At 42.6% G+C, this 22,551-nt stretch carries 24 protein-coding genes; 17 read left to right on the forward strand and 7 right to left on the reverse strand.

The window, feature by feature from the left end; genetic code table 11:
• Positions 1 to 16 precede the first annotated feature (16 nt).
• From glmU to FD17_RS08080, 3 genes are all read left to right on the forward strand, one after another.
• Positions 17 to 1,393: a bifunctional UDP-N-acetylglucosamine diphosphorylase/glucosamine-1-phosphate N-acetyltransferase GlmU gene (gene glmU / locus FD17_RS08070; protein WP_057825432.1), complete on the forward strand. Its 1,377-nt coding sequence runs from the start codon at positions 17 to 19 to the stop codon at positions 1,391 to 1,393.
• A 77-nt stretch (positions 1,394 to 1,470) separates the two neighbouring features.
• Complete coding sequence (locus FD17_RS08075) at positions 1,471 to 2,451, forward strand: ribose-phosphate diphosphokinase (protein WP_057825434.1); 981 nt, start codon at positions 1,471 to 1,473, stop codon at positions 2,449 to 2,451.
• Positions 2,451 to 2,816 carry a DUF3899 domain-containing protein gene (locus FD17_RS08080; protein WP_057825437.1) on the forward strand — a complete coding sequence of 122 codons (366 nt, stop codon included), beginning with the start codon at positions 2,451 to 2,453 and terminating at the stop codon, positions 2,814 to 2,816. The genes FD17_RS08075 and FD17_RS08080 overlap by 1 nt, the downstream gene beginning before the upstream one ends.
• A gap of 70 nt (positions 2,817 to 2,886) precedes the next feature.
• Here the strand turns inward: FD17_RS08080 and yidA are convergent, their stop codons facing one another.
• Genes yidA through FD17_RS08095 form a run of 3 tightly spaced genes read right to left on the reverse strand, consistent with a single transcriptional unit; the run spans position 2,887 to position 5,888 of the window.
• Entirely contained in the window at positions 2,887 to 3,696 is an 810-nt protein-coding gene (gene yidA, locus FD17_RS08085) for a sugar-phosphatase (RefSeq protein ID WP_057825439.1), read from the reverse strand.
• Between the two features lie 17 nt (positions 3,697 to 3,713).
• Positions 3,714 to 5,048, reverse strand: coding sequence for an HD domain-containing protein (locus FD17_RS08090; RefSeq protein ID WP_057825441.1), 1,335 nt, complete (start codon positions 5,046 to 5,048; stop codon positions 3,714 to 3,716).
• A gap of 12 nt (positions 5,049 to 5,060) precedes the next feature.
• Positions 5,061 to 5,888, reverse strand: a complete 828-nt coding sequence (locus FD17_RS08095; RefSeq protein ID WP_057825443.1) for a lipoate--protein ligase family protein — start codon at positions 5,886 to 5,888, stop codon at positions 5,061 to 5,063.
• Positions 5,889 to 6,049: 161 nt separating this feature from the next.
• Here FD17_RS08095 and FD17_RS08100 point away from each other — a divergent pair, with 161 nt between their 5' ends.
• The 5 genes from FD17_RS08100 (at position 6,050) to FD17_RS08120 (ending at position 10,823) form a co-directional block, all read left to right on the forward strand.
• Positions 6,050 to 6,484 (forward strand): YwiB family protein, encoded by a 435-nt coding sequence (locus FD17_RS08100; RefSeq protein ID WP_057825444.1) that lies wholly within the window; start codon positions 6,050 to 6,052, stop codon positions 6,482 to 6,484.
• Positions 6,485 to 6,539: 55 nt separating this feature from the next.
• Complete coding sequence (gene rpoE, locus FD17_RS08105) at positions 6,540 to 7,157, forward strand: DNA-directed RNA polymerase subunit delta (RefSeq protein ID WP_057825446.1); 618 nt, start codon at positions 6,540 to 6,542, stop codon at positions 7,155 to 7,157.
• Positions 7,158 to 7,325: 168 nt separating this feature from the next.
• On the forward strand, positions 7,326 to 8,942 hold the full coding sequence (locus FD17_RS08110; RefSeq protein WP_057825448.1) for a CTP synthase: 1,617 nt from the start codon (positions 7,326 to 7,328) through the stop codon (positions 8,940 to 8,942).
• 244 nt (positions 8,943 to 9,186) lie between these two features.
• On the forward strand, positions 9,187 to 10,470 hold the full coding sequence (locus FD17_RS08115; protein ID WP_057825450.1) for a UDP-N-acetylglucosamine 1-carboxyvinyltransferase: 1,284 nt from the start codon (positions 9,187 to 9,189) through the stop codon (positions 10,468 to 10,470).
• Between the two features lie 98 nt (positions 10,471 to 10,568).
• Positions 10,569 to 10,823 carry a type B 50S ribosomal protein L31 gene (locus FD17_RS08120; protein ID WP_057825452.1) on the forward strand — a complete coding sequence of 85 codons (255 nt, stop codon included), beginning with the start codon at positions 10,569 to 10,571 and terminating at the stop codon, positions 10,821 to 10,823.
• A 132-nt stretch (positions 10,824 to 10,955) separates the two neighbouring features.
• Here FD17_RS08120 and FD17_RS08125 read toward each other — a convergent pair whose 3' ends face one another.
• Positions 10,956 to 12,185, reverse strand: a complete 1,230-nt coding sequence (locus FD17_RS08125; protein ID WP_057825454.1) for a multidrug efflux MFS transporter — start codon at positions 12,183 to 12,185, stop codon at positions 10,956 to 10,958.
• Positions 12,186 to 12,251: 66 nt separating this feature from the next.
• Between FD17_RS08125 and FD17_RS08130 the strand changes: the two genes are divergently transcribed.
• The gene (locus tag FD17_RS08130) at positions 12,252 to 12,971 is read left to right on the forward strand and encodes a class A sortase (protein WP_057825457.1); all 720 of its coding nucleotides are present in this window, start codon (positions 12,252 to 12,254) and stop codon (positions 12,969 to 12,971) included.
• On the opposite strand, the gene FD17_RS08135 is transcribed toward FD17_RS08130, so the two are convergent.
• Positions 12,968 to 13,435 (reverse strand): low molecular weight protein-tyrosine-phosphatase, encoded by a 468-nt coding sequence (locus tag FD17_RS08135; RefSeq protein WP_057825459.1) that lies wholly within the window; start codon positions 13,433 to 13,435, stop codon positions 12,968 to 12,970. The genes FD17_RS08130 and FD17_RS08135 overlap by 4 nt on opposite strands.
• Positions 13,436 to 13,586: 151 nt before the next feature.
• Here FD17_RS08135 and FD17_RS08140 point away from each other — a divergent pair, with 151 nt between their 5' ends.
• The 7 genes from FD17_RS08140 to FD17_RS08170 all read left to right on the forward strand — a co-directional run bounded on the left by FD17_RS08140 (position 13,587) and on the right by FD17_RS08170 (position 19,819).
• Positions 13,587 to 14,354, forward strand: a complete 768-nt coding sequence (locus FD17_RS08140) for a hypothetical protein (RefSeq protein WP_057825461.1) — start codon at positions 13,587 to 13,589, stop codon at positions 14,352 to 14,354.
• Positions 14,355 to 14,419: 65 nt separating this feature from the next.
• The gene (locus FD17_RS08145; protein WP_057825463.1) at positions 14,420 to 15,802 is read left to right on the forward strand and encodes a UDP-N-acetylmuramoyl-tripeptide--D-alanyl-D-alanine ligase; all 1,383 of its coding nucleotides are present in this window, start codon (positions 14,420 to 14,422) and stop codon (positions 15,800 to 15,802) included.
• Positions 15,803 to 15,982: 180 nt separating this feature from the next.
• Positions 15,983 to 17,509: a degradosome RNA helicase CshA gene (cshA, locus tag FD17_RS08150; protein WP_057825465.1), complete on the forward strand. Its 1,527-nt coding sequence runs from the start codon at positions 15,983 to 15,985 to the stop codon at positions 17,507 to 17,509.
• An 89-nt stretch (positions 17,510 to 17,598) separates the two neighbouring features.
• Entirely contained in the window at positions 17,599 to 17,958 is a 360-nt protein-coding gene (gene acpS / locus FD17_RS08155; protein ID WP_057825468.1) for a holo-ACP synthase, read from the forward strand.
• A 3-nt stretch (positions 17,959 to 17,961) separates the two neighbouring features.
• Positions 17,962 to 19,086, forward strand: coding sequence for an alanine racemase (gene alr / locus FD17_RS08160; protein ID WP_057825470.1), 1,125 nt, complete (start codon positions 17,962 to 17,964; stop codon positions 19,084 to 19,086).
• 62 nt (positions 19,087 to 19,148) lie between these two features.
• Complete coding sequence (locus FD17_RS08165; RefSeq protein WP_057825472.1) at positions 19,149 to 19,433, forward strand: hypothetical protein; 285 nt, start codon at positions 19,149 to 19,151, stop codon at positions 19,431 to 19,433.
• Positions 19,434 to 19,444: 11 nt separating this feature from the next.
• Complete coding sequence (locus FD17_RS08170) at positions 19,445 to 19,819, forward strand: type II toxin-antitoxin system PemK/MazF family toxin (protein WP_057825474.1); 375 nt, start codon at positions 19,445 to 19,447, stop codon at positions 19,817 to 19,819.
• Between the two features lie 128 nt (positions 19,820 to 19,947).
• Here FD17_RS08170 and cbpA read toward each other — a convergent pair whose 3' ends face one another.
• Positions 19,948 to 20,592: a cyclic di-AMP binding protein CbpA gene (cbpA, locus tag FD17_RS08175; protein WP_020281983.1), complete on the reverse strand. Its 645-nt coding sequence runs from the start codon at positions 20,590 to 20,592 to the stop codon at positions 19,948 to 19,950.
• A 212-nt stretch (positions 20,593 to 20,804) separates the two neighbouring features.
• Entirely contained in the window at positions 20,805 to 21,761 is a 957-nt protein-coding gene (locus FD17_RS08180) for an L-lactate dehydrogenase (RefSeq protein WP_057825505.1), read from the reverse strand.
• Between the two features lie 213 nt (positions 21,762 to 21,974).
• Here FD17_RS08180 and pth point away from each other — a divergent pair, with 213 nt between their 5' ends.
• The gene (gene pth, locus FD17_RS08185; protein WP_057825476.1) at positions 21,975 to 22,535 is read left to right on the forward strand and encodes an aminoacyl-tRNA hydrolase; all 561 of its coding nucleotides are present in this window, start codon (positions 21,975 to 21,977) and stop codon (positions 22,533 to 22,535) included.
• Positions 22,536 to 22,551: the final 16 nt, after the last annotated feature.

The following is a 22,551-nucleotide window of genomic DNA, read 5'->3' on the forward strand; positions in this document are numbered from 1 at the left end:
TGGGGAGACAAATATAATGGCAACAAAAAACACAATAATATTGGCAGCGGGCAAGGGGACCCGGATGAAGTCCAAACTTTATAAAGTCCTTCACCGACTCTGTGGTAAGACGATGGTTGACCATGTCTTAACGGCAGTCGAAAAAGCCAATATGGATAACGTCGTAACAGTTGTCGGCTTTGGTGCCGATGCTGTTCGAGACAATCTTGGCAGCCGGACCCAATATGCTGTTCAAGAAAAGCAGTTGGGAACTGGTCACGCTGTCCTACAGGCAGAAAAATTGCTTGGTAATTTGGATGGTATGACGATGGTTGTAAGTGGGGATACACCACTATTTACGACAAAGACATTTGAAGATCTGTTTACTTATCATCAAAATAAAAAAGCCAAAGCAACGATTTTGACCTCTCAGGCACCTGACCCAACCGGATACGGGCGAATTGTCCGCAATGATCTTGGCATTGTTGAAAAGATTGTTGAGCAAAAAGATGCCAATCGTGAGGAACAGGCCATTGATGAAATCAACACCGGGGTCTATGTATTTGACAACCGAGCTTTATTTGAGGCATTGCATAAATTGACCAATAATAATGCCCAAGGTGAGTACTACCTGACTGACGTCATTGAAATCTTGAAGTCCGAAGGCGAAACAATTGCTGCATACAAAATGGATGATTTTGATGAATCAATGGGCGTCAACGATCGGATTGCTTTGGCACGGGCAACTAAAATTATGCGCACAAGAATTAATCGCCAACACATGATGGACGGCATTTCAATGATTGACCCTGAACGCACATATATTGATGCTGATGTTAAGATTGGTTCTGACACCATCATTGAACCGGGTGTTCAATTAAAGGGCCACACTGTCATTGGTGAAGACTGTTATATTGGTGCCAACTCAGAGATTCGTGATTCAATTATTCACGACCATGTGACAGTTACCTCATCATTAATTGAACAATCTGAGATGATGGACCATTCTGACATTGGCCCCAATAGTCACTTGCGTCCGGAAGCTAAAATCGGCAAGCATGTTCATTTGGGTAACTTTGTTGAAATCAAGAAGTCGTCGATTGATGAGGGCACCAAGGTTGGTCATTTAACCTATGTTGGAAACGCCAAGCTTGGCAAGAATATTAATGTCGGCTGCGGTGTGATTTTCGCCAACTATGATGGTGCTCATAAACATGAGACCACTGTTGGTGACGACTGCTTTATCGGCAGCAATTCCAATTTAATTGCACCGCTGACAGTTGCCGACCATTCATTTATTGCAGCCGGATCGACAATTAACAAAACAGTTAACAAGTACGATATGGCGATTGCCCGTGCACGTCAGACCAACAAAGCCGGCTACTACAAAAAGTTGCCATATCAGAAAGATTAACTCTGATTTTTAATTAAAACATTGTATAATTAACTTATTGAGTAATTGAGTTAACAAAAAACACATTGGAGGATCATATGGCTCAGCAATATTTTGATTCGAAACTAAAGATTTTCGCTCTGAATTCTAATCGTCCCTTGGCTGAGAAGATCGCGGAAACTGTGGGGGTTCCATTAGGCAAGACCTCAGTTGATCGGTTTAGTGACGGAGAAATCCGCATTAATATCGACGAAAGTATCCGTGGAGATAATATTTTTATCATTCAATCGACCTCTGCACCGGTCAATGACAACCTGATGGAACTATTGATCATGGTTGACGCGTTGAGACGTGCAAGTGCGGGGATGATTAACGTCGTTATTCCGTATTATGGATATGCCCGTCAGGATCGAAAAGCTCGTTCACGCGAACCAATTACTGCCAAATTAGTGGCTAATATGTTGCAGACAGATGGTGTTGACCGCGTTGTCGCACTCGATCTACATGCTGCCCAGATCCAGGGATTCTTTGATATTCCAGTTGATCATTTAATGGGAGCACCTTTATTGGCCGATCATTTTATCAAACAAGGTTTTGGTTCCGATGACGTCGTTGTTTCTCCCGATCACGGTGGTGTGTCAAGAGCACGAGCTTTAGCCGAGTTTTTGAAAGCACCGATTGCGATTATTGATAAACGACGTCCACGGGCAAACGTTGCCGAGATTATGAATATCATTGGGGATGTCAAGGGCAAACGCTGCTTAATGATCGATGATATGATTGATACTGCCGGCACCATTACTTTGGGTGCCCAGGCGTTAATGGATGCCGGTGCTACGGAAGTTTACGCTTGTTGTACTCATCCGGTACTTTCCGGCCCAGCCATTGAACGAATTAAGAAATCTGCCATCAAGCAACTTGTTGTGACGGATACCATTCAATTACCGAAGGAAAAGCAAATTGATAAGATTGAACAGGTTTCAGTTGGCCCGTTGATTGGCGATGCAATCAAACGAATCAACGAAAATAAGCCGGTTAGTCCTTTATTCAATAAACGTTTCCGTGGTTCAGAGAATTAATGGTTGATTGGATTAAGAAATCTCCCCGTTGGTCATCCATCACTGCAATCGTGATCATTAACATAGTCTTGTTTTTATTCCGGATGCCAAAAATGGTTCTTGGAAATATTGATTTTCTTGTTGGGCTATTTTTAATCGTTTTGGGATCGGTTTTCATCGTTGGCGCGGGCCATCTATTTACCGGCTGGCGGTTTCATATTCGTAAAAAGAGTGATTTGGAAGCCGAAAATGATCCAAAGCACCCCAAGCTAAAAGAGGTTGGATCAGTCAAAAATCAACCGATTAGAGTGAATAAATACGCTCGATATTGTTTGGGTGTTGGTAGTTTTTTGATTGTATTGGGGATTATCCTCACAAGTATTTAACAAAATATTGCAAAAAAAGGATCTCAACTGGCAGTTTGCCGGCTGAGATCCTTTTAATGTGGTCTAAATTCTAATCATTAATGTATTTATTGATGGCAAATGCGACACCATCTTTTGTGTTTGGTTTGGTAATAAATTGGGCAGCAGCTTTAACTTCATCAATAGCATTGCCCATGGCCACTCCGAAGCCGGCATAGTCAACCATCGTCAAATCATTACCCTGGTCACCGATTGCCATAACGTTGTCTTTGGTCAGATTTAATTGGGTGGCTAATTCGCCAAGGGTCTTTCCTTTGCTGGCTTGCTTATTCATCATTTCGATGAAAAACGGTTCAGTTTGGACGACATACATATCTTTTCTAAGTTTGTCTGGAATCAACTTATTGGCTTCAGTAATGTTCTTTGGAAAATCAACAAACATCGCCTTTGACATGACCAGGTCGCGGGGAATCTCTTCCGGTGATCTGAATTTGATTGGCAGGCGGACCAAAAAGCTTTCGGCAATTCCGTATGGATTGGTGTCACGGTTAGTCGTATAAATGCTGTCAGTCGTTTCAATCTGATAATTGACGTTGAGTTTTCGGCTGAGCATTTCAGTTTCCAAAAAATCCTCATAGGTGATGGTGTGGTTAACCATGACCGTACCGTCCAGCGTTTGGGCCATTGCGCCGTTAAAGGTGATGGCAAATTCGTCACCGCCGCTTATTTGGAGCTTGTCCAAATAGGGTTGAACCCCACTGAGCGGGCGACCGGTACAAAGGACAATTTTAACGCCATTTTTTCGCGCTTCGGAAATTGCGTCAATTGTTGGTTGAGCCAGTTCGTTTTTTTCGTTCAAAAGGGTGCCGTCAATATCGATGGCAATGAGTTTGATATCCATGCGGGATTCTCCTTTAGTTATTTAATTAATTTGTCGTTTCTGATGTGGCTGTTGAATTCGTCGTATTCCGGCTGGAATAAATCGACGTTTTCGTCGGGCTTTAAGATTTCTCTTGGGAAGAAGAAACGGTTATCTCCGGTTTGACGATCTGAAATTGCTCTGACAAGTGGGCTGACAGAGGATAGAGATACCAGGGTTCCATCATCCTGCATCAAATGAATCTGTTTTTTGTCGGCTTGATAGGCATCATACGGTAAGTCAAAACTGTTATCGGTGGCCGTGTAATAATCTGGATTGAATCCGGACTGTTCAACAATCTGCCGCATTCTTGGGAGCAAATCTGCGGTTGATTTATCAAATTTGACCGACTTCAGTGGTTTACGGTCAATGAAGCGGCTGGCCAAGTTGCTTAAAATATCATCTGGGTATCGTTTCCAGTGGATAAAGTAGGTGTTCAATACGCCATCGTCCAGCTGCAGATAATCATCCAGATTGAAGTCGCCTTGGAAGAACGGCAGCAACAGGTACGGCGTTTGCGGATCGTTATGAACCTTGGAGCTGAATATGAATTTAGCCCGCTGAAGTAAACGGTTCAAAACGACTTCCATTGATCGGGAAACCGGGTGAAAATAGACCTGCTGATACATCTGGAAACGACTGACAATGTAGTCCTCGACAGCATGCATCCCGCTCATTTCAAAACAAATTCCATCTTTGTATGGACGCATAACTTCCAAAATTCTGGACAGATCAAACGTGCCATACTTTACGCCGGTATTGTATGCATCCCGTAGAAGGTAATCCATTCGGTCAGCATCCAGTTGACTGGAAATCATTTCGACGACCTGCTTGTTTGGATAGGTCTTGTTAATCACACTTGCGACCTTTTCAGGGAAGTCGGGACCGACCCTTCTTAAAACGTGATTAATTTCCGTTGTGGGCGATGTTATGATCTCTTGGGTAATCTGTTCATGATTGGTGCCAAAGATGTGTTCAAACGTGTGTGAGTACGCTCCATGGCCGACATCGTGTAAAAGAGCTGCACAAAGGGCAACCATCTTCTCCGAATCGTCCCACAGACCATCACCAGGTTCTTTTGACATAAAGTTTTTCTGAAAAGATTCAATAATTCTTCTGGCGATTTCATAAACACCAACCGAATGCGAAAAGCGTGAATGCTCCGCACCATGAAAAATCAATGAGGTTGTTCCAAGTTGATGAACTCGGCGCAATCGTTGAAATTCAGTGGTATTGATCAAATCCAAAATAACTTGGTATTTAACATAGACATAATTATGAACTGGGTCGCGAAAGACCTTTTCTCGTTTTAATTGTTGATGTGCGTAATCCAAAAAATTGCCTCCTTAGACAATTGGTAATTGGTCATTTCTCAGTTGAATTTTGCGCAGCTGTTTGGCGCGCTCGGCACTATATTCGCTGGATACCAGCAGATCCGAACCACTGGAAACATCAACTGAAATGTTTTGTTGATTAACGCTTTCTAAAAATTTGTGTTCGACGTCACTTGGTGTGATGTCTGGGAATCCCAGATTCTGGACCGTCGTCATCGTTGCTTTGTCCACTTTAGGAAACGTCCAGCGTGACTGGGAATAAGCATCGGCGGTTTCATAAAACTCGGCGACCGTTTCGCTTCTGCCATCCTGATCACCATTGACACTCAGATACAACATGAGGACCAATGCGTTTGTCGTCCGACGTTGAGCAATCCCAGCGATCTTTTGACCGTTCACTGACAAGTCGTATTTACCTGGACAATAAGAATTGGTTACCTCATAACTCTGGATAGTCAATTGAGGGAAGGACATACTGATGAGACCCTTAATAATCTCATAAGCCTCATCAATGGTATAAACGGTATCGGGCTGGGGAATGAATAGGGAAATATTCAAAATGCCAGGATCACTGACAACTGCCAAACCACCGGAATTTCTAAGAAAGTAATCATAATGGTTACCTGTCAAGCTTCTCAGTCCATCAGCCAGTTTTGGCAGATGGCGATCGTTGATTCCCAGAATCAAAGTTGGTTCTTCAGTGGTCCAAAAATGAATGAACGGTGTGAGGTTCCTGTCACAAATTTCCAACAGAGCATTGGTGTCTGCAAAGGCATCAAGTTTCCTGCCTTTGGAATAAATTTGATTAATTACAGTAATCGGAACGTTTGTAAAAGCCATTTTGCAACTCTCCATTTCTTGAATCAATCTATTTAATTATAACAGACGTGAACGAATTAATAGGAAAAGTTGTTGGAATTGATCAAGCATACTTTAGTGCAAAAAACGGCGGAGGGTTATATAATAAATTAGTTAGAAGCAGATTTAAAAGAAGGTGTATTATGGACAATTTAGCAACCGGCGTTCCAGTGCAGATTCATTTGGAAACAAACATTTTGCAGGAAGGTCAGAAATCAAACTTTGTTTTTGATGTCACCGGACAATTAGTCAGGGTTGGGACAAGTCTCTATATTCGTTATGAGGAAGAAGCTGATGACAAAAACATTCCTGTTACCATCAAGATTTCTGATAACGGCAACGTTCAATTGACCCGCTCAGGCGAGAACAGGCTTCAGCTTTTATTCAGTGAGGGCAAGCGGATTGCCGCCCGTTATCGAACACCATATGGTTTGATGGATATCCAAACGGTCACCTCAGCGCTGGATATGGAAATCTTGGACGCACCTCTTCGGGGGAATATCGGAATTGATTATTTGCTTTACGCAGGGGATGCATTGTTAGGTAAATATAATATTAGATTGCAATTTACAATTTAATCGAGTATAGTAATTTTTAGACTGTTGTTAGACTGTTGAAAGGACGTGTACCAGTTTGGAATTAGAAGTCTTTAAAGGCCAAAACAAGAATGAACTATCGATGATTGAGGTCGCACACGCAATTTTAGCTCAACGCGGTGACACAATGCCGTTCGCTGATTTAGCCAACGCTGTGCAGGAGTATTTAGGCGATAGTAACAAGGAAATTCGTGACCGTTTGTCGCAATTTTATACTGATTTGAACATTGATGGCAGCTTTATTTCACTTGGTGACAATCTTTGGGGCTTGCGAACATGGTACCCTTATGAATCAATTGATGAAGCAACCGTCCATACAGAAGAAGACGAGGATCGGCCAAAGCGTAAGAAGCGCCGTAAGGTTAACGCCTTTCTTGCTGATGCCTCTGACGATGACGATGTCATTGATTACGATGATGATGATCCTGAAGATCAGGACGATGATGACTTTGATGATGACAGCGATGATGACGATGATTCTGATGATGAATCAGAAGATCTGGGCAAGTACAACAAAGATCTTCAAGACATAGACGATGATTCTGATGACGAAGATCTTCCTGACGGAATCGAAGGCCAACTCAACGAATTAAATGATGATGACGATTCACTTGATGATGACGATGATGATTTCAATTCAAAAGATGACCATTAATTCTTGACTAATAATTAAAAAGTATGTATTATGATTTTTGGGCTCCTTGAGATTTCAAGGACATCTGAACGATGATTAAATTGTTCCCTATTCAGTTTTGGATAGGGAATTTTTTTATTTGTGAATTCCCCGGCTAACGGCTAACTAGTAAGAGGAGAGGATTATATAATGACCAAATATATTTTTGTCACTGGTGGAGTTGTTTCATCCTTAGGTAAAGGAATTGTTGCAGCATCACTAGGCCGATTGTTGAAAAATCGAGGATTAAATGTTACGATTCAAAAATTTGACCCATACATCAACGTTGACCCGGGAACAATGAATCCATACCAACATGGTGAAGTTTTTGTTACAAATGATGGTACCGAAACTGACCTGGATCTTGGCCATTATGAACGGTTTATTGATAATAACCTGAATAAATATTCCAACGTCACAACGGGTAAGATTTATGACGAGGTTCTGAGAAAAGAGCGTCATGGTGATTATCTTGGTGCAACTGTTCAAGTAATTCCTCATATTACAGGAATGATCAAAGAAAAGATTATGCGGGCTGCCAAAGTTTCCGATGCAGAAATTGTGATCACTGAAATCGGTGGAACGGTTGGTGATATTGAATCACTGCCATTCTTGGAAGCGATTCGTCAAATGAAGACTGAAGTCGGCGATGAAAATGTTTTCTATGTTCACACAACTTTGATTCCTTATTTGCGGGCCGCAGGCGAAATGAAGACCAAGCCAACTCAACACAGTGTTAAGGAGTTGAGGGGTTTGGGTATTCAGCCAAACCTATTGGTGGTTCGTTCTGAAAAACCAATCACCGACTCAATGCGGAAAAAGATTTCTTTATTCTGTGATGTTAAGCCACAGGCCGTTGTTGAATCATTGGACGTTCCAACCCTTTATACAATTCCCCTGAACCTGCAGAAGCAGGGGATGGACCAACAGATTTTGGAACACTTTGGAATCGACAAGCCGGCTGCAGACATGACCGAATGGAAGCAGTTGGAACATCACGTTCAACATTTGAAGCGGACAATCCACATTTCCTTAGTTGGGAAATACGTTGGTTTGCAGGATGCCTATATTTCTGTTGCCGAAGCGTTGAAACATGCCGGTTATGTGGTTGATGCAGATATTGATCTCGAAATGATTGATTCTGAAAAGATTACGCCGGAAAATGTTGACGAAGTGCTGGCACCTGCTGATGGTATTATCGTTCCCGGTGGTTTTGGTGATCGTGGAATTGAAGGTATGATTACTGCAATCAAGTATGCCCGTGAAAAGGACGTTCCATACTTGGGCGTTTGCTTGGGTATGCAGATGGCTTGTGTTGAATTTGCCAGAGATGTTCTCGGCGAATCCGATGCCAACTCCACTGAAATGAACCCACGGACTGAGCATAACGTGATTGACCTAATGGCCGATCAGGAAGATGTTCATGACATGGGTGGTACGCAACGGCTTGGAGCATATCCTTGCAAGTTGAAACCCGGTACCGTTGCCGCCAAAGCATATGACAACGCGGATGTCATTTCAGAACGACACCGTCACCGCTATGAATTTAACAATGCCTACCGTGAAGCAATGGAGAAAAACGGCATGGTTATTTCAGGAACTTCTCCTGACAATCATCTGGTAGAAGTTGTTGAGATCCCTAAGAACCGTTTCTTCGTGGGCTCACAATATCATCCAGAGTTCATTTCCCGTCCCAACCGTCCTGAAGGATTATTTAAGGATTTTGTTGCGGCTGCAAATGATTTATATCTTGAGAAGAACAAATAATATTAACTTTTACATGGGCAGCGGCAGTCAAATCTGCCGTTGCTTATTTTTTGTAACAAGTGGCTCTTAAGATTGCTGCATCGGTATTTTCAGGTTGACCGGCCATGACTGCTTGTACAGAACAATTGTTTTAATTATTACAAATTGTATAATTCAAGTAGAAGCCTTGTATTTTGCAGGTATTTTGGATAATATATTTCTTGACATGAAAAATGCGCGAATACAAAAAGTGAGGAAAGTTTCGATGAGTAAATTAATCATAAATGGAGGGAAACGGCTGTCCGGTGAGATTTCCATTGGCGGCGCAAAAAACAGCACGGTTGCGTTGATTCCGGCAGCAATTTTAGCGGATACGCCCGTTAAGTTTGATTCTGTCCCAGACATTTTGGATGTTCATAATTTAATGTTAATTTTAAAGTCGATGAACGTTTCGTCTGAGTTTAACGGCGACGTCTTAAAGATTGATCCGACTAACATTGTTGAAGCCCCATTACCCAGCAAGGCAATTAAGAGTCTGCGGGCATCATACTACTTTATGGGAGCACTGCTTGGCAGATTTCAACGGGCAACAGTTAGTTTTCCCGGTGGCGATAATATTGGACCTCGTCCAATTGATCAACACATCAAAGCGTTCAAAGCTCTGGGTGCTGAAGTGACTGAACGTGACGGAACGGTTACCATCAGTACCGGCCCTGATGGTCTTCATGGTGCTCAGATTTTCTTGGACATCGTTTCAGTCGGTGCCACCATCAACACAATCCTTGCTTCTGTTAAGGCACCCGGTACCACAATCATTGGGAATGCTGCCAAGGAACCGGAAATCATCGATATTGCCACATTTTTGAACAACATGGGTGCCAACATCCGTGGTGCCGGCACCGATGTTATTCGAATTGAAGGCGTCCCAACTCTCCAGGCACGAAACACTCACACAATTATTCCGGATCGAATCGAGGCAGGAACTTACTTATCACTGGCCGCAGCTGTCGGCGATGGAATCTTGATTACGAACATCATTCCCGAACATCTTGAGGCATTTGTTGCGAAGCTCGAGGAGATGGGTTGTGATCTGACGGTATACGAAGACAGCATTTACGTCGGCGCGTCCCACGATCTTAAGCCGATTCGAATTAAAGTGATGCCTTATCCGGGCTTTGCAACCGACTTGCAGCAGCCGCTAACACCGCTGTTGTTCAAAGCCAGTGGCCGCAGCGTTATCATCGATACAATCTACCCACAGCGGATCAAGCATATTACCGAGCTCAACAAGCTTGGTGGTAAGGTGAAATCCGAGGATACAGATGAAGGTATTATCGTCGTTGACAGCTCACCCAAGCTAGTGGGGGCTAAAGTTCAGGCAGGCGAAATTCGTGCCGGTGCTTCATTGGTCATTGCCGGATTGATGGCCAGCGGGACAACGGAAATCTGCCACGCTGATAACATTTTACGGGGCTATGGGAACATCGTCGACAAGCTGAGAGGCGTTGGCGCCGATGTGACTTTGGAAATTGAAGAAAGAGTAAATTGATTATTGATTGCCATTTTTATTTATGGTACACTTACAAAGTTGACTAATCGATAATCTCTGGGTCATCAGATTGATTCAGGGCAAAGGAGCGATATATAATGAAAAAAGGAATTCATCCAGCATATCAACAAGTTGTATTTCAAGATTCATCTACCGGTTTTAAGTTCATCTCAGGATCAACTAAAACCTCTGACGAAACTATCAAGATGGACGATGGCAAGACTTACCCATTGATCCGTGTTGAAATTTCATCAGACTCACATCCTTTCTACACTGGTAAGCAAAAGTTCAACCAAGTAGATGGTGCCGTAGATCGTTTCAACAAGAAATACGGTTTGTCAGACAACAAGTAATTTGTTTAAAACGAGGGCCTCTATGGTTTCTTGTTTTTTATTTACATAATTTTAAGGCAGGAATTGGACATTTACTTTAAATGTGTCCAATTCCTGCCTTGGTTTAAATGGTAATATATAAAAGTATTGGGATTATGACTGTTTGAGTTTGCGGGCTTTCCGCATGCCTTTTGTGTTGTTGAACACCAGCGTGAGATTGATAACAACCAATACGGCTGTTGATATAAAGACCCCGGCATAATCAAACGAGGTTGAAACGATTGAACCGATCATCGGACCAGCAACGTTTCCCATTGCCTGGAAAGACTGATTCCAACTGAAAACTCTTCCCGTCACATGGGGTGGTGTGTTCTTTGCCAGGATTGATTGGACTGCCGGCAGCATAGAAGCGTTGGCAACGCCAATTAGGAACCGCAATCCGATCAGCTCCCACACGTTGGTCACAAACGCCATTGGCACATATACCACGATGGCTAACAGGAACCCGGCCATTAAGACCCGATCGGCACCAATTCGGTCACCAAGCCGTCCAAGTACCGGTGCTGCCGCCAGGGTCGCAATTCCGGGAACGGCGGCAACTATCCCACTATAGAATGTGGTTGCTGGGCTGTTATCCATGATTTGCCGTACATATAATGCTAAAATTGGAACAATGGAGTTGTTTGCGGCTTGGATAATCATCGTTGTTACGAACATTCCGAGAACTAATTTTGAATTACCGAGCTCGCCAATGACACCCTTCGTATTGAGCATTTTGGATTTTGCCACCGGCTTGAAGTCTTCGTGGACCATGAACGTGGTTACCAGAAAAACCCCAACAAATAAGGCGCCGGTGATGAAAAAGGTCACCCGATAGCTGAAGAATGATGCAAGCGTACCACCCAACAACGGGCCTAGGAGGGCGCCAGACACATTTCCGGTGACCAGTGTTCCAAGTGCCTGACCACTGCGTCGCTTGGGAACCTGGGTTGCTATCAGGGCATTGGCATTGCTGATGTAGCCTGAGAAGACACCCTGAAGCAGGCGCAGACCAATCAACTGCCACACATTGGTTACAAGTCCCATAAAGATGAACACAATTGCCATTCCGGCAGAAGCACGGACGAGCATGAGCTTTCGACCGGTTCGATCTGCTAGCTTTCCCCATAATGGAGAAGCAATTGCAGTCACCAGGTAACTGGATGCAAACGCCATTCCACTGTATAAGCTTAATTCATTGTGGGTAAAATGTCCCAATGAATCAACGTATAGTGACAAAAATGGCATGACTTCACTAAAGCCGATTCCTGCCATGAAAGTTCCAAACCAGAGAACGGCGAGATTTCGTCGCCAGGAGTTTGGGCCAACCTGTTTTGCTGCCAATTAAGTTCCTCCTTAGTTCATTCGTTATTTCATACATAAAAGTGTTATTACATTCTGGAGGTTATTATGAGAAAAGGATTTCTCAAAAAATTATTGATTAACATCGTTTTTGTATTGCTGATCATTGTAGCACTCGGGTTGATATTCAACCGGCAAATCAAAAATGAAATGATTAAGTCCTACCAGCCAAAAATTACCAGAAAAGCCGTTGTTCAAGCTGAAAAGCGGGCTAAACAGCAGAGTAAACGGCACAAAAGAAACGTGAGCTATAATTTTAAAAAAGTTAAGTCATTGGACTTTCAAACCGCTGCCCGGGCCAGAATGAGCACGAATCAAATCGAGGTTATCGGTGAAATTCTTCTGCCCAAATCCCACATTCATCTGCCGATTGGAATGGGGGTTGCCAATAACACATTGGCACTGGCCGCTGGGACAATGCGACCAAATCAGAAAATGGGTAAAGGAAATTATCCATTGGCCGGCCATCATATGGTCAATCCGCACGTTTTATTCGGACCGCTCTATTTTAAAACCAAAGTTGGCGATCGGGTTTACCTCAGTAACATGAGCCGAGTTTACCAATACAAAGTCTATCAGCGGAAATTTATTGCTGCGACCCGGGTTGACGTGGTCAGACAAACAAAGAAACCGATTGTCACGTTGATCACCTGTGATGCCACTGGGGCAGGACGGCTGATGATTCGCGGAAAGCTTCAAAAGAGCTTTAAGATCAGCCAAGCGACGCCAAAATTAAAACGAGCCTTATTGGGACCCGTCAATAATTAAGCCAATTTAGTTTTAATTTCGTTCAACCATTCTGGCAGGGTTTCTGACAACTGACGGTAAGTTCGATCAAATTTATGATCGAACCAAGGATCAGGGATGTCCGTTTCTTCTTTCCCCGGAATAATGTTGTAGCAGAGGTGAATTTTCTTTCGGTCTGCGAATGGGGCAATCTGATTGAGATAGAAAATATTTTGATTGTCCATTGCGATAATGTAGTCGGCATCATCAAAGTCAGCCTTTGTGATCGGCCGTGACCTTTTATTTCCCACTGACACGCCATGCTTTGCCAATTCGGCAACGGCTCCTGGATGGGGGGGATTACCTTCTTCTTCCGTGCTGATCGCAGCGGACGAAACAGTAATTTTATTGTCTAAATGGGCTTCGTGAATCATTTGACGAAACATTGCCTCGGCCATTGGTGATCGGCAGATGTTTCCAAGACAGACAAATAATACGTTAGTCATATTAATAACCTCACATTAATATTGCGTTAACAACCATGTTACCAATGAATTAAGAAAAGGGCAAACATACGACATTTCTGTCTCAATTATAAGACTTATTGTGATGTGGGTAGTACAATTAAATTAGTAATAAATACGGGGTAATGAAATAATGAAGGGCAATTTGATTTTTATTAATACAAATCCGATCTCCAACATGATTTTATCATCAGGGTTAACTGCGGCCGATTTTATTAACGGTTTAGACGAATTGCCTCAAAATATTATTTTGTTAAATAATGATGAAAAAGCGGCAAACGGCTATAATTCCCATTCCAAATTTCACCTAATTACTGGAACGGGTGATATTCGAACTTATCTGCTGAGAAATCCTGATCAGAAGAAAAAGTTTATTGATTTTGACACTGAAGACAGTGTCAACAATTTATCCCCATTTGAAATCGCAGAACTGCTGTATTTAGCTCACATGGGAACACCGATGGGGCGACCGTTTTCATCTAAATTAAACAATCACTATATTTACCTTAGCCAGGATAACGGAACGATTCGTTCATATTACAGACGGTTTTCTGACTTTAATCATGTGTTGGAGATTGCGATGAAGCGTAATCTGCGTGAAACTCATAACACGTTGCGGGTATTTCTGCGGCCATTGGCAATTAAAGACATTGACCGGTCGATTTTACTCGATTTGATTACGAAGGCCAATGACGGTCTGTTCATTTCGTTTGATTCTTTACGTGAACGGTCGCGTGCTTACCACATACCGTTACGGATTTTGAAAAATCCCGATCAGGCATCGATTATTTTAAGAACCGATACAGTGAATGAAAATACATTGTATGCTGGAGATTTAACGTACAATTTACAAACTTCCAAATGGCATTTGGAATGGCAGGATCAAGCGGCGGGTGTTTAGCCACTTGATTTTTTGATATACTGTTACATAAATATTTGATATTTTTATAATTGGAGCGCTTAATAATGAAAATGACAATTGGCGAAATTGCCAAGGCAATTCATGCCAACACTGATAATTTCGATAACGCCTTATTGACCAAGGCTGTAACCGGTGTTTGTTTTGACAGCCGTAAAATCCAGCAGGGGCAGTTGTTTATTCCCCTGGTGAGTGAAAACGACGGGCACGATTACATTGATAACGCAATTGCTGGAGGGGCCGCTGCAACGTTGTGGGCGAATGATCATTCTGATCGGCTCCCATTGAAGATTCCGGCACTAATGGTCGAAGACACACTCAAGGCATTTCAAGAACTGAGCAAGTATTACCTTGATAAGATTAATCCGCGCGTAATTGCGATTACCGGAAGCAACGGCAAAACGACCACCAAAGATATGGTGGCTGCTATTCTTTCCAGTACTTTTCACGTGACCAAGACCCATGACAACTTTAATAATGAGATCGGGGTTCCTTATACCATCTTACAAATGGAATCCAACACTGAATTTTTAGTTGTTGAAATGGGAATGGATAGGCCGGGGCAGTTGGATTTTCTTTCAAAACTCGCCGAACCTGACGTGGGACTTATAACAATGATTGGTGAAGCCCACATCGAGTTCTTTGGTACGCGGGATAAAATAGCCGATGCCAAAATGGAGATCACGCACGGGATCCCCGATGATGGGATATTTGTGTATGACGGGGATGAGCCGTTATTAAGACAAAGAGCCAAGAATGTGGATCTTCGTCAGTTAACGTTTGGTCGTCAATCAGCCAACGATGTCTATGCAACGGAATCAAAAGACGGTCAATACAGCACTCAATTTCACGTTAATTTGTGGCCGGATATCGATTTCAACATTCCAATGATGGGTGACTACAACGTCAACAATGCTTTGGCGGCTATTTCCATCGGCCAAATTTTTCGGATCCATCCCGAAACGATGGCAAAAGAATTGGCCAAGTTTGATCTGACAAAGAATCGGACTCAATGGCTGACCGGATCAAAAGGTGAAAAGATTCTAAGCGATGTCTATAATTCCAATCCAACGGCTGCCAAGGAGGTTTTGAATGCTTTTAAGGCCACCGAAACCAGTGGTCGGCGGATTGCCGTGCTGGGAGATATGCTTGAACTGGGTACTCAATCAAAAGGCATGCATGCTTCACTGGCAGAGGCGATTGATCCGGCCGTCATTTCAGTTGTGTACCTGATTGGAACCGACATGGCAGCCCTTTATGACAGGTTAAAACCAGTTTATGCGCCAGAGAATCTTCATTATTACCGGGCTGATCAGCTTGATAAGCTCATTGTCGATCTTGAAGCCGATTTATCACCTGATGATGAGGTCATGCTTAAAGCCAGCCACGGGCTTCATCTGGAAAATGTTGTTGCCAAATTGATGAAGTAAGGTTAATCAGTCGAGACTTGGCTTATTTCCCTTGCTTAATGTTATGTGACGGTGTAAACTAAAAAGGTTATTTTTTGTAATAAATGATTTTAGGTCAAGTGGCCAACGCATTCCGGGAAACGGATTTTTCCCAAGTTGGCTGTGGCACCTTGATTGTTTCAATTTTAGGAGGAAACATACTTGAAGTTTAGTGAATTAGGATTATCAGACCACTTATTAACTGCGATTTCCAACAGTGGTTTTGAAGAAGCAACGCCAATCCAGGCCGAAACCATCCCAATGGTTCTTAAAGGTGAGGATGTAATAGGTCAAGCTCAAACTGGAACTGGAAAAACAGCCGCATTTGGTTTACCAATCTTACAGAAGATTGATTTTGACAACCCAAATGTCCAAGCCCTCATCATTTCACCAACTCGGGAGCTGGCTATCCAGACACAAGAAGAAATCTATCGATTAGGAAAAGATGAAAAAGCCAAGGTTCAAGTTGTTTATGGTGGAGCAGATATTCGCCGCCAAATCAATGCCTTAAAAGGTCACCCACAGATTATTGTCGGGACACCAGGTCGAATTCTTGATCATATTAGACGTCACACTTTAAAGTTAGAGCACGTTAAGACATTAGTTTTAGATGAAGCCGATGAGATGTTAAACATGGGATTCCTTGATGATATTGAAGATATCATTAAGCAGACCCCTAAAGAACGTCAGACATTGCTTTTCTCAGCAACAATGCCAGCCCAGATTAAGCGGGTCGGAGTTCAGTTCATGAAGGACCCCCATCAAGTGACAATCAAGGCAAAAGAATTAACAACTGATTTGATTGATCAGTATTATGTCAGAGTCAAAGAGTATGAGAAGTTTGATACAATGACCCGGTTCTTCGATGTTCAAGATCCTGAAGTAACCATTGTCTTTTGTCGGACTAAACGGCGGGTTGATGAAGTATCCAAAGGCTTGGTTGCCCGTGGATATAAAGCTGCCGGACTTCACGGTGATTTGACTCAAGCCCGTCGTACTCAGATTATGCAAGAGTTCAAGGCCGCAAAGATCGATATCCTGGTTGCAACCGATGTTGCTGCTCGTGGTATTGATATTTCCGGTGTTACTCATGTTTATAACTACGATATTCCTCAAGATCCAGATGGTTATGTCCATCGTGTTGGTCGTACCGGCCGTGCCGGTAAGCATGGTGTTTCAATCACCTTTGCGACACCCAACGAAATGGATTATCTTCGAGAAATCGAAAAGCTGACTAAGGTGCGGATGCTGCCTTTGAAGCCACCTACAGTCCAAGAAGCTTTTGTTGGCCAGCTGAACTCAGCTGAGTCGGATATTGCCAGCTTGATTAAGAAGACAAATACCGATAAGTTCGAGAAGATGGCTGACAAACTGCTTGATGAGTATGAAGCAACTGACTTGGTTGCTGCTCTGCTTAACGAAGTTACTCGGGACAACGTTAAAGTTAAGATTACACCTGAACGTCCATTGTCTCGTCATGGCCATGGTCATGGTGGTGGACACCGTAACGATCGTCGTGGTGGCGGTCATGGTGGCCATTACAAGGGTTCAAAGAACCGTCGAAATGGTGATCGGAGCAATTCTGGTCGTAATCGCGGACATCATGAAGGCAGTAATGAACGCAAGCATTCTGATAAACGTTCAAGCAGTAATAACAAGAAACGTCGTTTTACAATTAAAAATAGTTAATTAACATTTAGGATTGCGCTATAACAGCACAATCCTTTTTATTTTATGGTAAAATTATTCTATCTTTTTGGTTTGCGAGGGATTTTAAAATGATTGCTGGAATTGGAATTGATGTTACAGATATAAGAAGAGTCGTGGCTGCTGTTGAGCGCAACCAACACTTTATTCAGCGGATTTTGACTGAGGATGAAATTAAACAGTTGGCGAAGCTGTCCGACAAGCGAAAATATGAATTTATTTCGGGACGGTTTTCAGCTAAAGAGGCTTATTCCAAAGCCTTTGGTTCAGGCCTGGGATCACAGGTGAGGTTTCACGATCTGTGTATTGTAAATAACGATGAAGGGAAACCGGTGTTCACCAAGCAACCGTTTGATGGGAACGCATTTGTCTCGATTTCTCATACCGATGATATAGTGGTTACCCAAGTAATTTTGGAGAATCGGGGATAAGAAATGACAGTTGGAAACTTACGCAACGCACAATTAACAATTAATTTACACGCAATTTATTCGAACATTCAGCATGCGGTCAAGCGACTTGATCCTGGTACTGTATTGTTTCAGGTGGTCAAAGCCGATGGGTACGGTCATGGAGCGATTCAAGTCGCCCGTGTGGCCGAAAAAGCCGGTGCCGGTGGATTCTGTGTGGCCATTTTGGATGAAGCATTGGAACTACGACATGCGGGCATTACAAAGCCAATATTAGTTCTAGGGGTCACCGATCCGGAACTGGCATACTTGGCTGCTTCGCAAAACATTTCGTTAACGGTAGGGTCAAGTGAGTGGCTGCGAAGTGCCAACAAGCTTTTACAGGATAGTCATGCGATGCGACCATTGAATGTTCACCTGGCTTTGGATACCGGCATGGGTCGGATTGGATTTCAAACCCCAAAGGAACTTGAAGAAGCACTTGGACTATTGAATGATAATAATGATCGGATGGCGTTTGAGGGGATTTTTACCCATTTTGCAACAGCGGACAGTCAAGATGATTCATATTTCAAATTTCAATATCAAAATTTTGAAGATTTTATGTCTGTGGTTAAGAATAAGCCAAAGTATATTCATGTTGCCAATTCAGCCACCAGCTTGTGGCACAAAGTATGTGGCGGCAACATGGTTCGATTTGGAATTTCAGCATATGGATTGAATCCTTCGGGACGTGAAATCTCTGAGGTGCCATACGAACTGAAGCCAGCATTATCGGTTACGACTGAACTCGATTTCTCAAAGTTGGTCAAAAAGGGACGCTCGATTGGTTATGGTGCAACTTACACCACCGATGACGATCAGTGGATTGGTACCGTTCCGGTTGGCTATGCTGATGGAATTCCCCGTGCTCTGCAAGGCTTCTCGGTCTTAATTGATGGTCATAAATGTCCAATTGTCGGTCGGGTTTGTATGGATCAATTTATGATTCGGATGCCAAAGAATTATCCCTATGGCACTGAGGTAACGATTATCGGCAGGTCAGGTGACCAGGAGATAACAGCAGATGATGTAGCTGATTATCTCAAAACAATCAGTTATGAGGTAATTTGTGGCTTCAGCTCAAGGCTACGAAGAAAATATGTATAATTTTCTATGATTTCATGTTATATTAGACAGTACAGTAATCTTGAACATATAGGGGAAATATCATGGAAGAAGCAACTAATTCAAAGCATTTTTCAGTTATGATTAACGATCGAATTGCAGATCGGTTGGAACAATTTAGTTCAACGGTTGGAATATCCGAGAGTGCAGCGGTTGAAATTGCAATCAACTATTTTTTTGATGATCCCAAAGTCATTGATGGCTTAATGAAGGGGTATCGTGAGATGGGTAGTTTAAATCGCCAAATCAGCAATGACTTTTCTTGCTGTGAAGAAGACGCTGATATCCATTTAACTCAGTATCGTCAAAGATTACGAAATTTGCAGTAATGTAAATTACGATGATGGGAGGTATGAGGGTGACTGACGTTATTTTTAAACGTGGAGACATTTTTTATGCTGATCTATCACCAGTTATCGGTTCCGAGCAGGGCGGTATGCGGCCTGTCTTGATTGTCCAGAATGATATTGGCAATCATTACAGCCCAACCGTCATTGTTGCCGCGATTACCGCCAGAATTTCTAAGCCCAAAATGCCAACTCATGTGGGGATTTTAGCTGGCGATGGAATAGAACGAGATTCGGTTATTTTACTCGAGCAGATCAGAACCATTGATAAGCAAAGGTTAAAGGACAAGGTTACCCATCTCGATCCATCTATTATGGGTAAAGTCGATAAAGCAATAAAGATAAGCTTGGGATTGGCTAAAGGCTAGTGACGGACCACAATACATAAAACATCACACAAAGCTAACAACGATTCAAAATATCACATTTTACCAATATATAAAAACGGACGCCTACATATAGGTGTCCGTTTTTTGGTCATAATTGAAAATATCAATTAGTTCTTTTCTTCTTGTAAGTTTTCCACTTCAGGAACCCTGAATTCTTTTCGTTCCAATGCCGCAATGATTCTGTTTAAGCGATCCTGGTCGACCTCGGCAGGGAGGGTAAACATGATCCGGTGAACAAGTTCACCTTCTTGAGCATCTAAGGAAATAACGCTCGCAATACTTGTGTATTTTGTGATAATTTTGGCAATTTCTTCAAGATCACCACGTTCACCACTGGCAACGACCGTTAGAACATAACTTCCGATGTTGACGTTCCAAGATTGAGAAAGCATATCCAACAGACGGGTATGAGTTAAGATACCATAGAAGTTGTTACGCTCATCTAAAACAGCGATGTATGGCAAATCTTTAATTGAAAAGAATACCTGGAAAAAGGCTGAATTAACGTTAATAAACTTGGTAGCATTTTTCAAGAGAGTGGTAACAGGGAGTGACATATCCCCACCACGAGACTTGTGGCGGTAAATGTGCATCTTATAAATATTTCCACGAAAAATCTTACCGGTTTCATCAAGAATTGGTACACAACGATAACCCGAGTCTTCGAGGGTTTGTAATGCCTCTTCCAAAGTCGCGTCTTCTTTGACGGTAACTAGTCGTTCCTTGGGCTTGACTAATGTTTTTAATAGCATGTTTATTTCCTCCAACTTAAGCTGTATACCACTATAATAACATAGAGAAATTTATAAAAGAATATCAAAATCCGAATTACTCTCATTATTCTTTAAATAAATTAGAAAGCGCCGACTCTTTGAAAATACTTTAACAAATTCAATTAATTTGGCTCAAATAAAAACCATGGGTCAAATGAACGCCCATGGTTTCAGTGAAAAAAATGTAAAAATTAAAGTTCTGCCATGCCATCAGCAGTTGTCTTCTGTAAAGTTTCAGCAGAAGCTTTCATGCTGGCAGCTTCGTCGGCATTAAGAGGAACTTCAATCACTTTTTGAATTCCTGATGCATTGACTACGGCAGGTGAACCAATGTAAACATCGTGGAGGCCATATTCACCATCCATAGGTGCACCAACTGGCAATACGGTGTTTTCATCACGCAGAATTGCTTTTGAAATCCGCATCAAGCAGGTTGCAACACCATAGAATGTGGCGCCTTTTCGGTTGATAATTTCGTAAGCCTTATGACGAACCTGATCTTCAATCTCTTTTAAGTCATCAGTTGACAAGCCAGCTTCTTTGGCAACGTCCATGAATGGGCGGCCACCGATTTGGGCAGCTGAATATGCAGCAAATTCAGAATCACCGTGTTCACCTAAAATGTAAGCACTGATTGACTGTGGATTGATCTGGAGCTTCTTGCCCAAAGCAACTTGGAGTCGTGATGTATCCAGTGAAGTTCCACTGCCAAAGACACGATTCTTTGGAAAACCAGAGAATTTCTGAGCTGCGTAAGTCAAAATATCTACTGGGTTGGCAGCCACAACAATTACCCCATTGAATCCTGAACCAACCAAAGGATCAATGATTGATTTCATAATCTTCAGGTTTTTGTTAACCAAGTCCAACCGGGTTTCACCTGGCTTTTGTGGGGCACCAGCTGTAATAACTGCAAGGTCGGCATCTTCACAATCCTTGTAGTCACCTGAGTATACGTGCTTTGGGGAGGTGAATGCTTGTGCATCTTCGAGGTCGAGTGCATCGCCCTCAGTTCGTTCTTTCACAACGTCGACAATCACAAACTCTTCGGCAAGCCCCTGCTGCATCATTGCATATGCATATGATGAACCTACGGCACCGTCACCGATTAAAGCTACTTTTTGGCGTTTCAAAGTCAAAAAAATCATCTCCAAAATATTAGTGTATTCCACATGGAACCATAGCAATTATAGCATGGATAAGGTGTTGGATTCATGAAAACGGTCTTTGATTTTTATGTGAGATGGGCGTTGGAAAGCTGGTCCGATATGATATAATCTGGTTGTTAATCAATTTTTCGACAGCTGAACAGTCATTGTTCAGCATTTTGTGTTGGTAGAAATGTGAGGATGAATTAAATAATGAAAATGATCGTTGGATTAGGAAACATCGGACCACAATATGACAAAACCCGTCATAACACTGGGTTCATGGTGGTTGAGCAATTTGCAAAGAGCCATGATATCTCAATTAAGACGCGAAAAATGAACGCCAAGTATGGTTCCGGCTTTGTTAATAACGAGAAGGTGCTGGTCGTTGAACCAACAACTTTTATGAATGATTCCGGTTTGGCGGTTCGACCATTAATGGATTACTTTGATATTCCAGTTGAAGATATTGTGATCGTCCATGATGACATGGATTTACCAGTCGGCAAGATTCGCATTAAAGACAAGGGATCTGCCGGTGGACACAACGGAATTAAAAGTATTATTGCCAGTGTCGGCACGGAAAACTTCGATCGAATTCGGGTTGGTATCGACCATCCTGATCATGGCAACACAGTGGTCAATTATGTTTTGGGAAGGTTCAGTAAAGACCAGACGCCCGTTTTCAAACAGGCTGCCGATCATGCAGTTAACGCATTAGATGACTGGATTGATGGCATGACAATTCCGGATTTGGAAAATCAGTATAATTGATGAAAGGATACCTACC

The sequence above is a fragment of the Lentilactobacillus sunkii DSM 19904 genome, from assembly GCF_001435575.1.
Classification (GTDB): domain Bacteria; phylum Bacillota; class Bacilli; order Lactobacillales; family Lactobacillaceae; genus Lentilactobacillus; species Lentilactobacillus sunkii.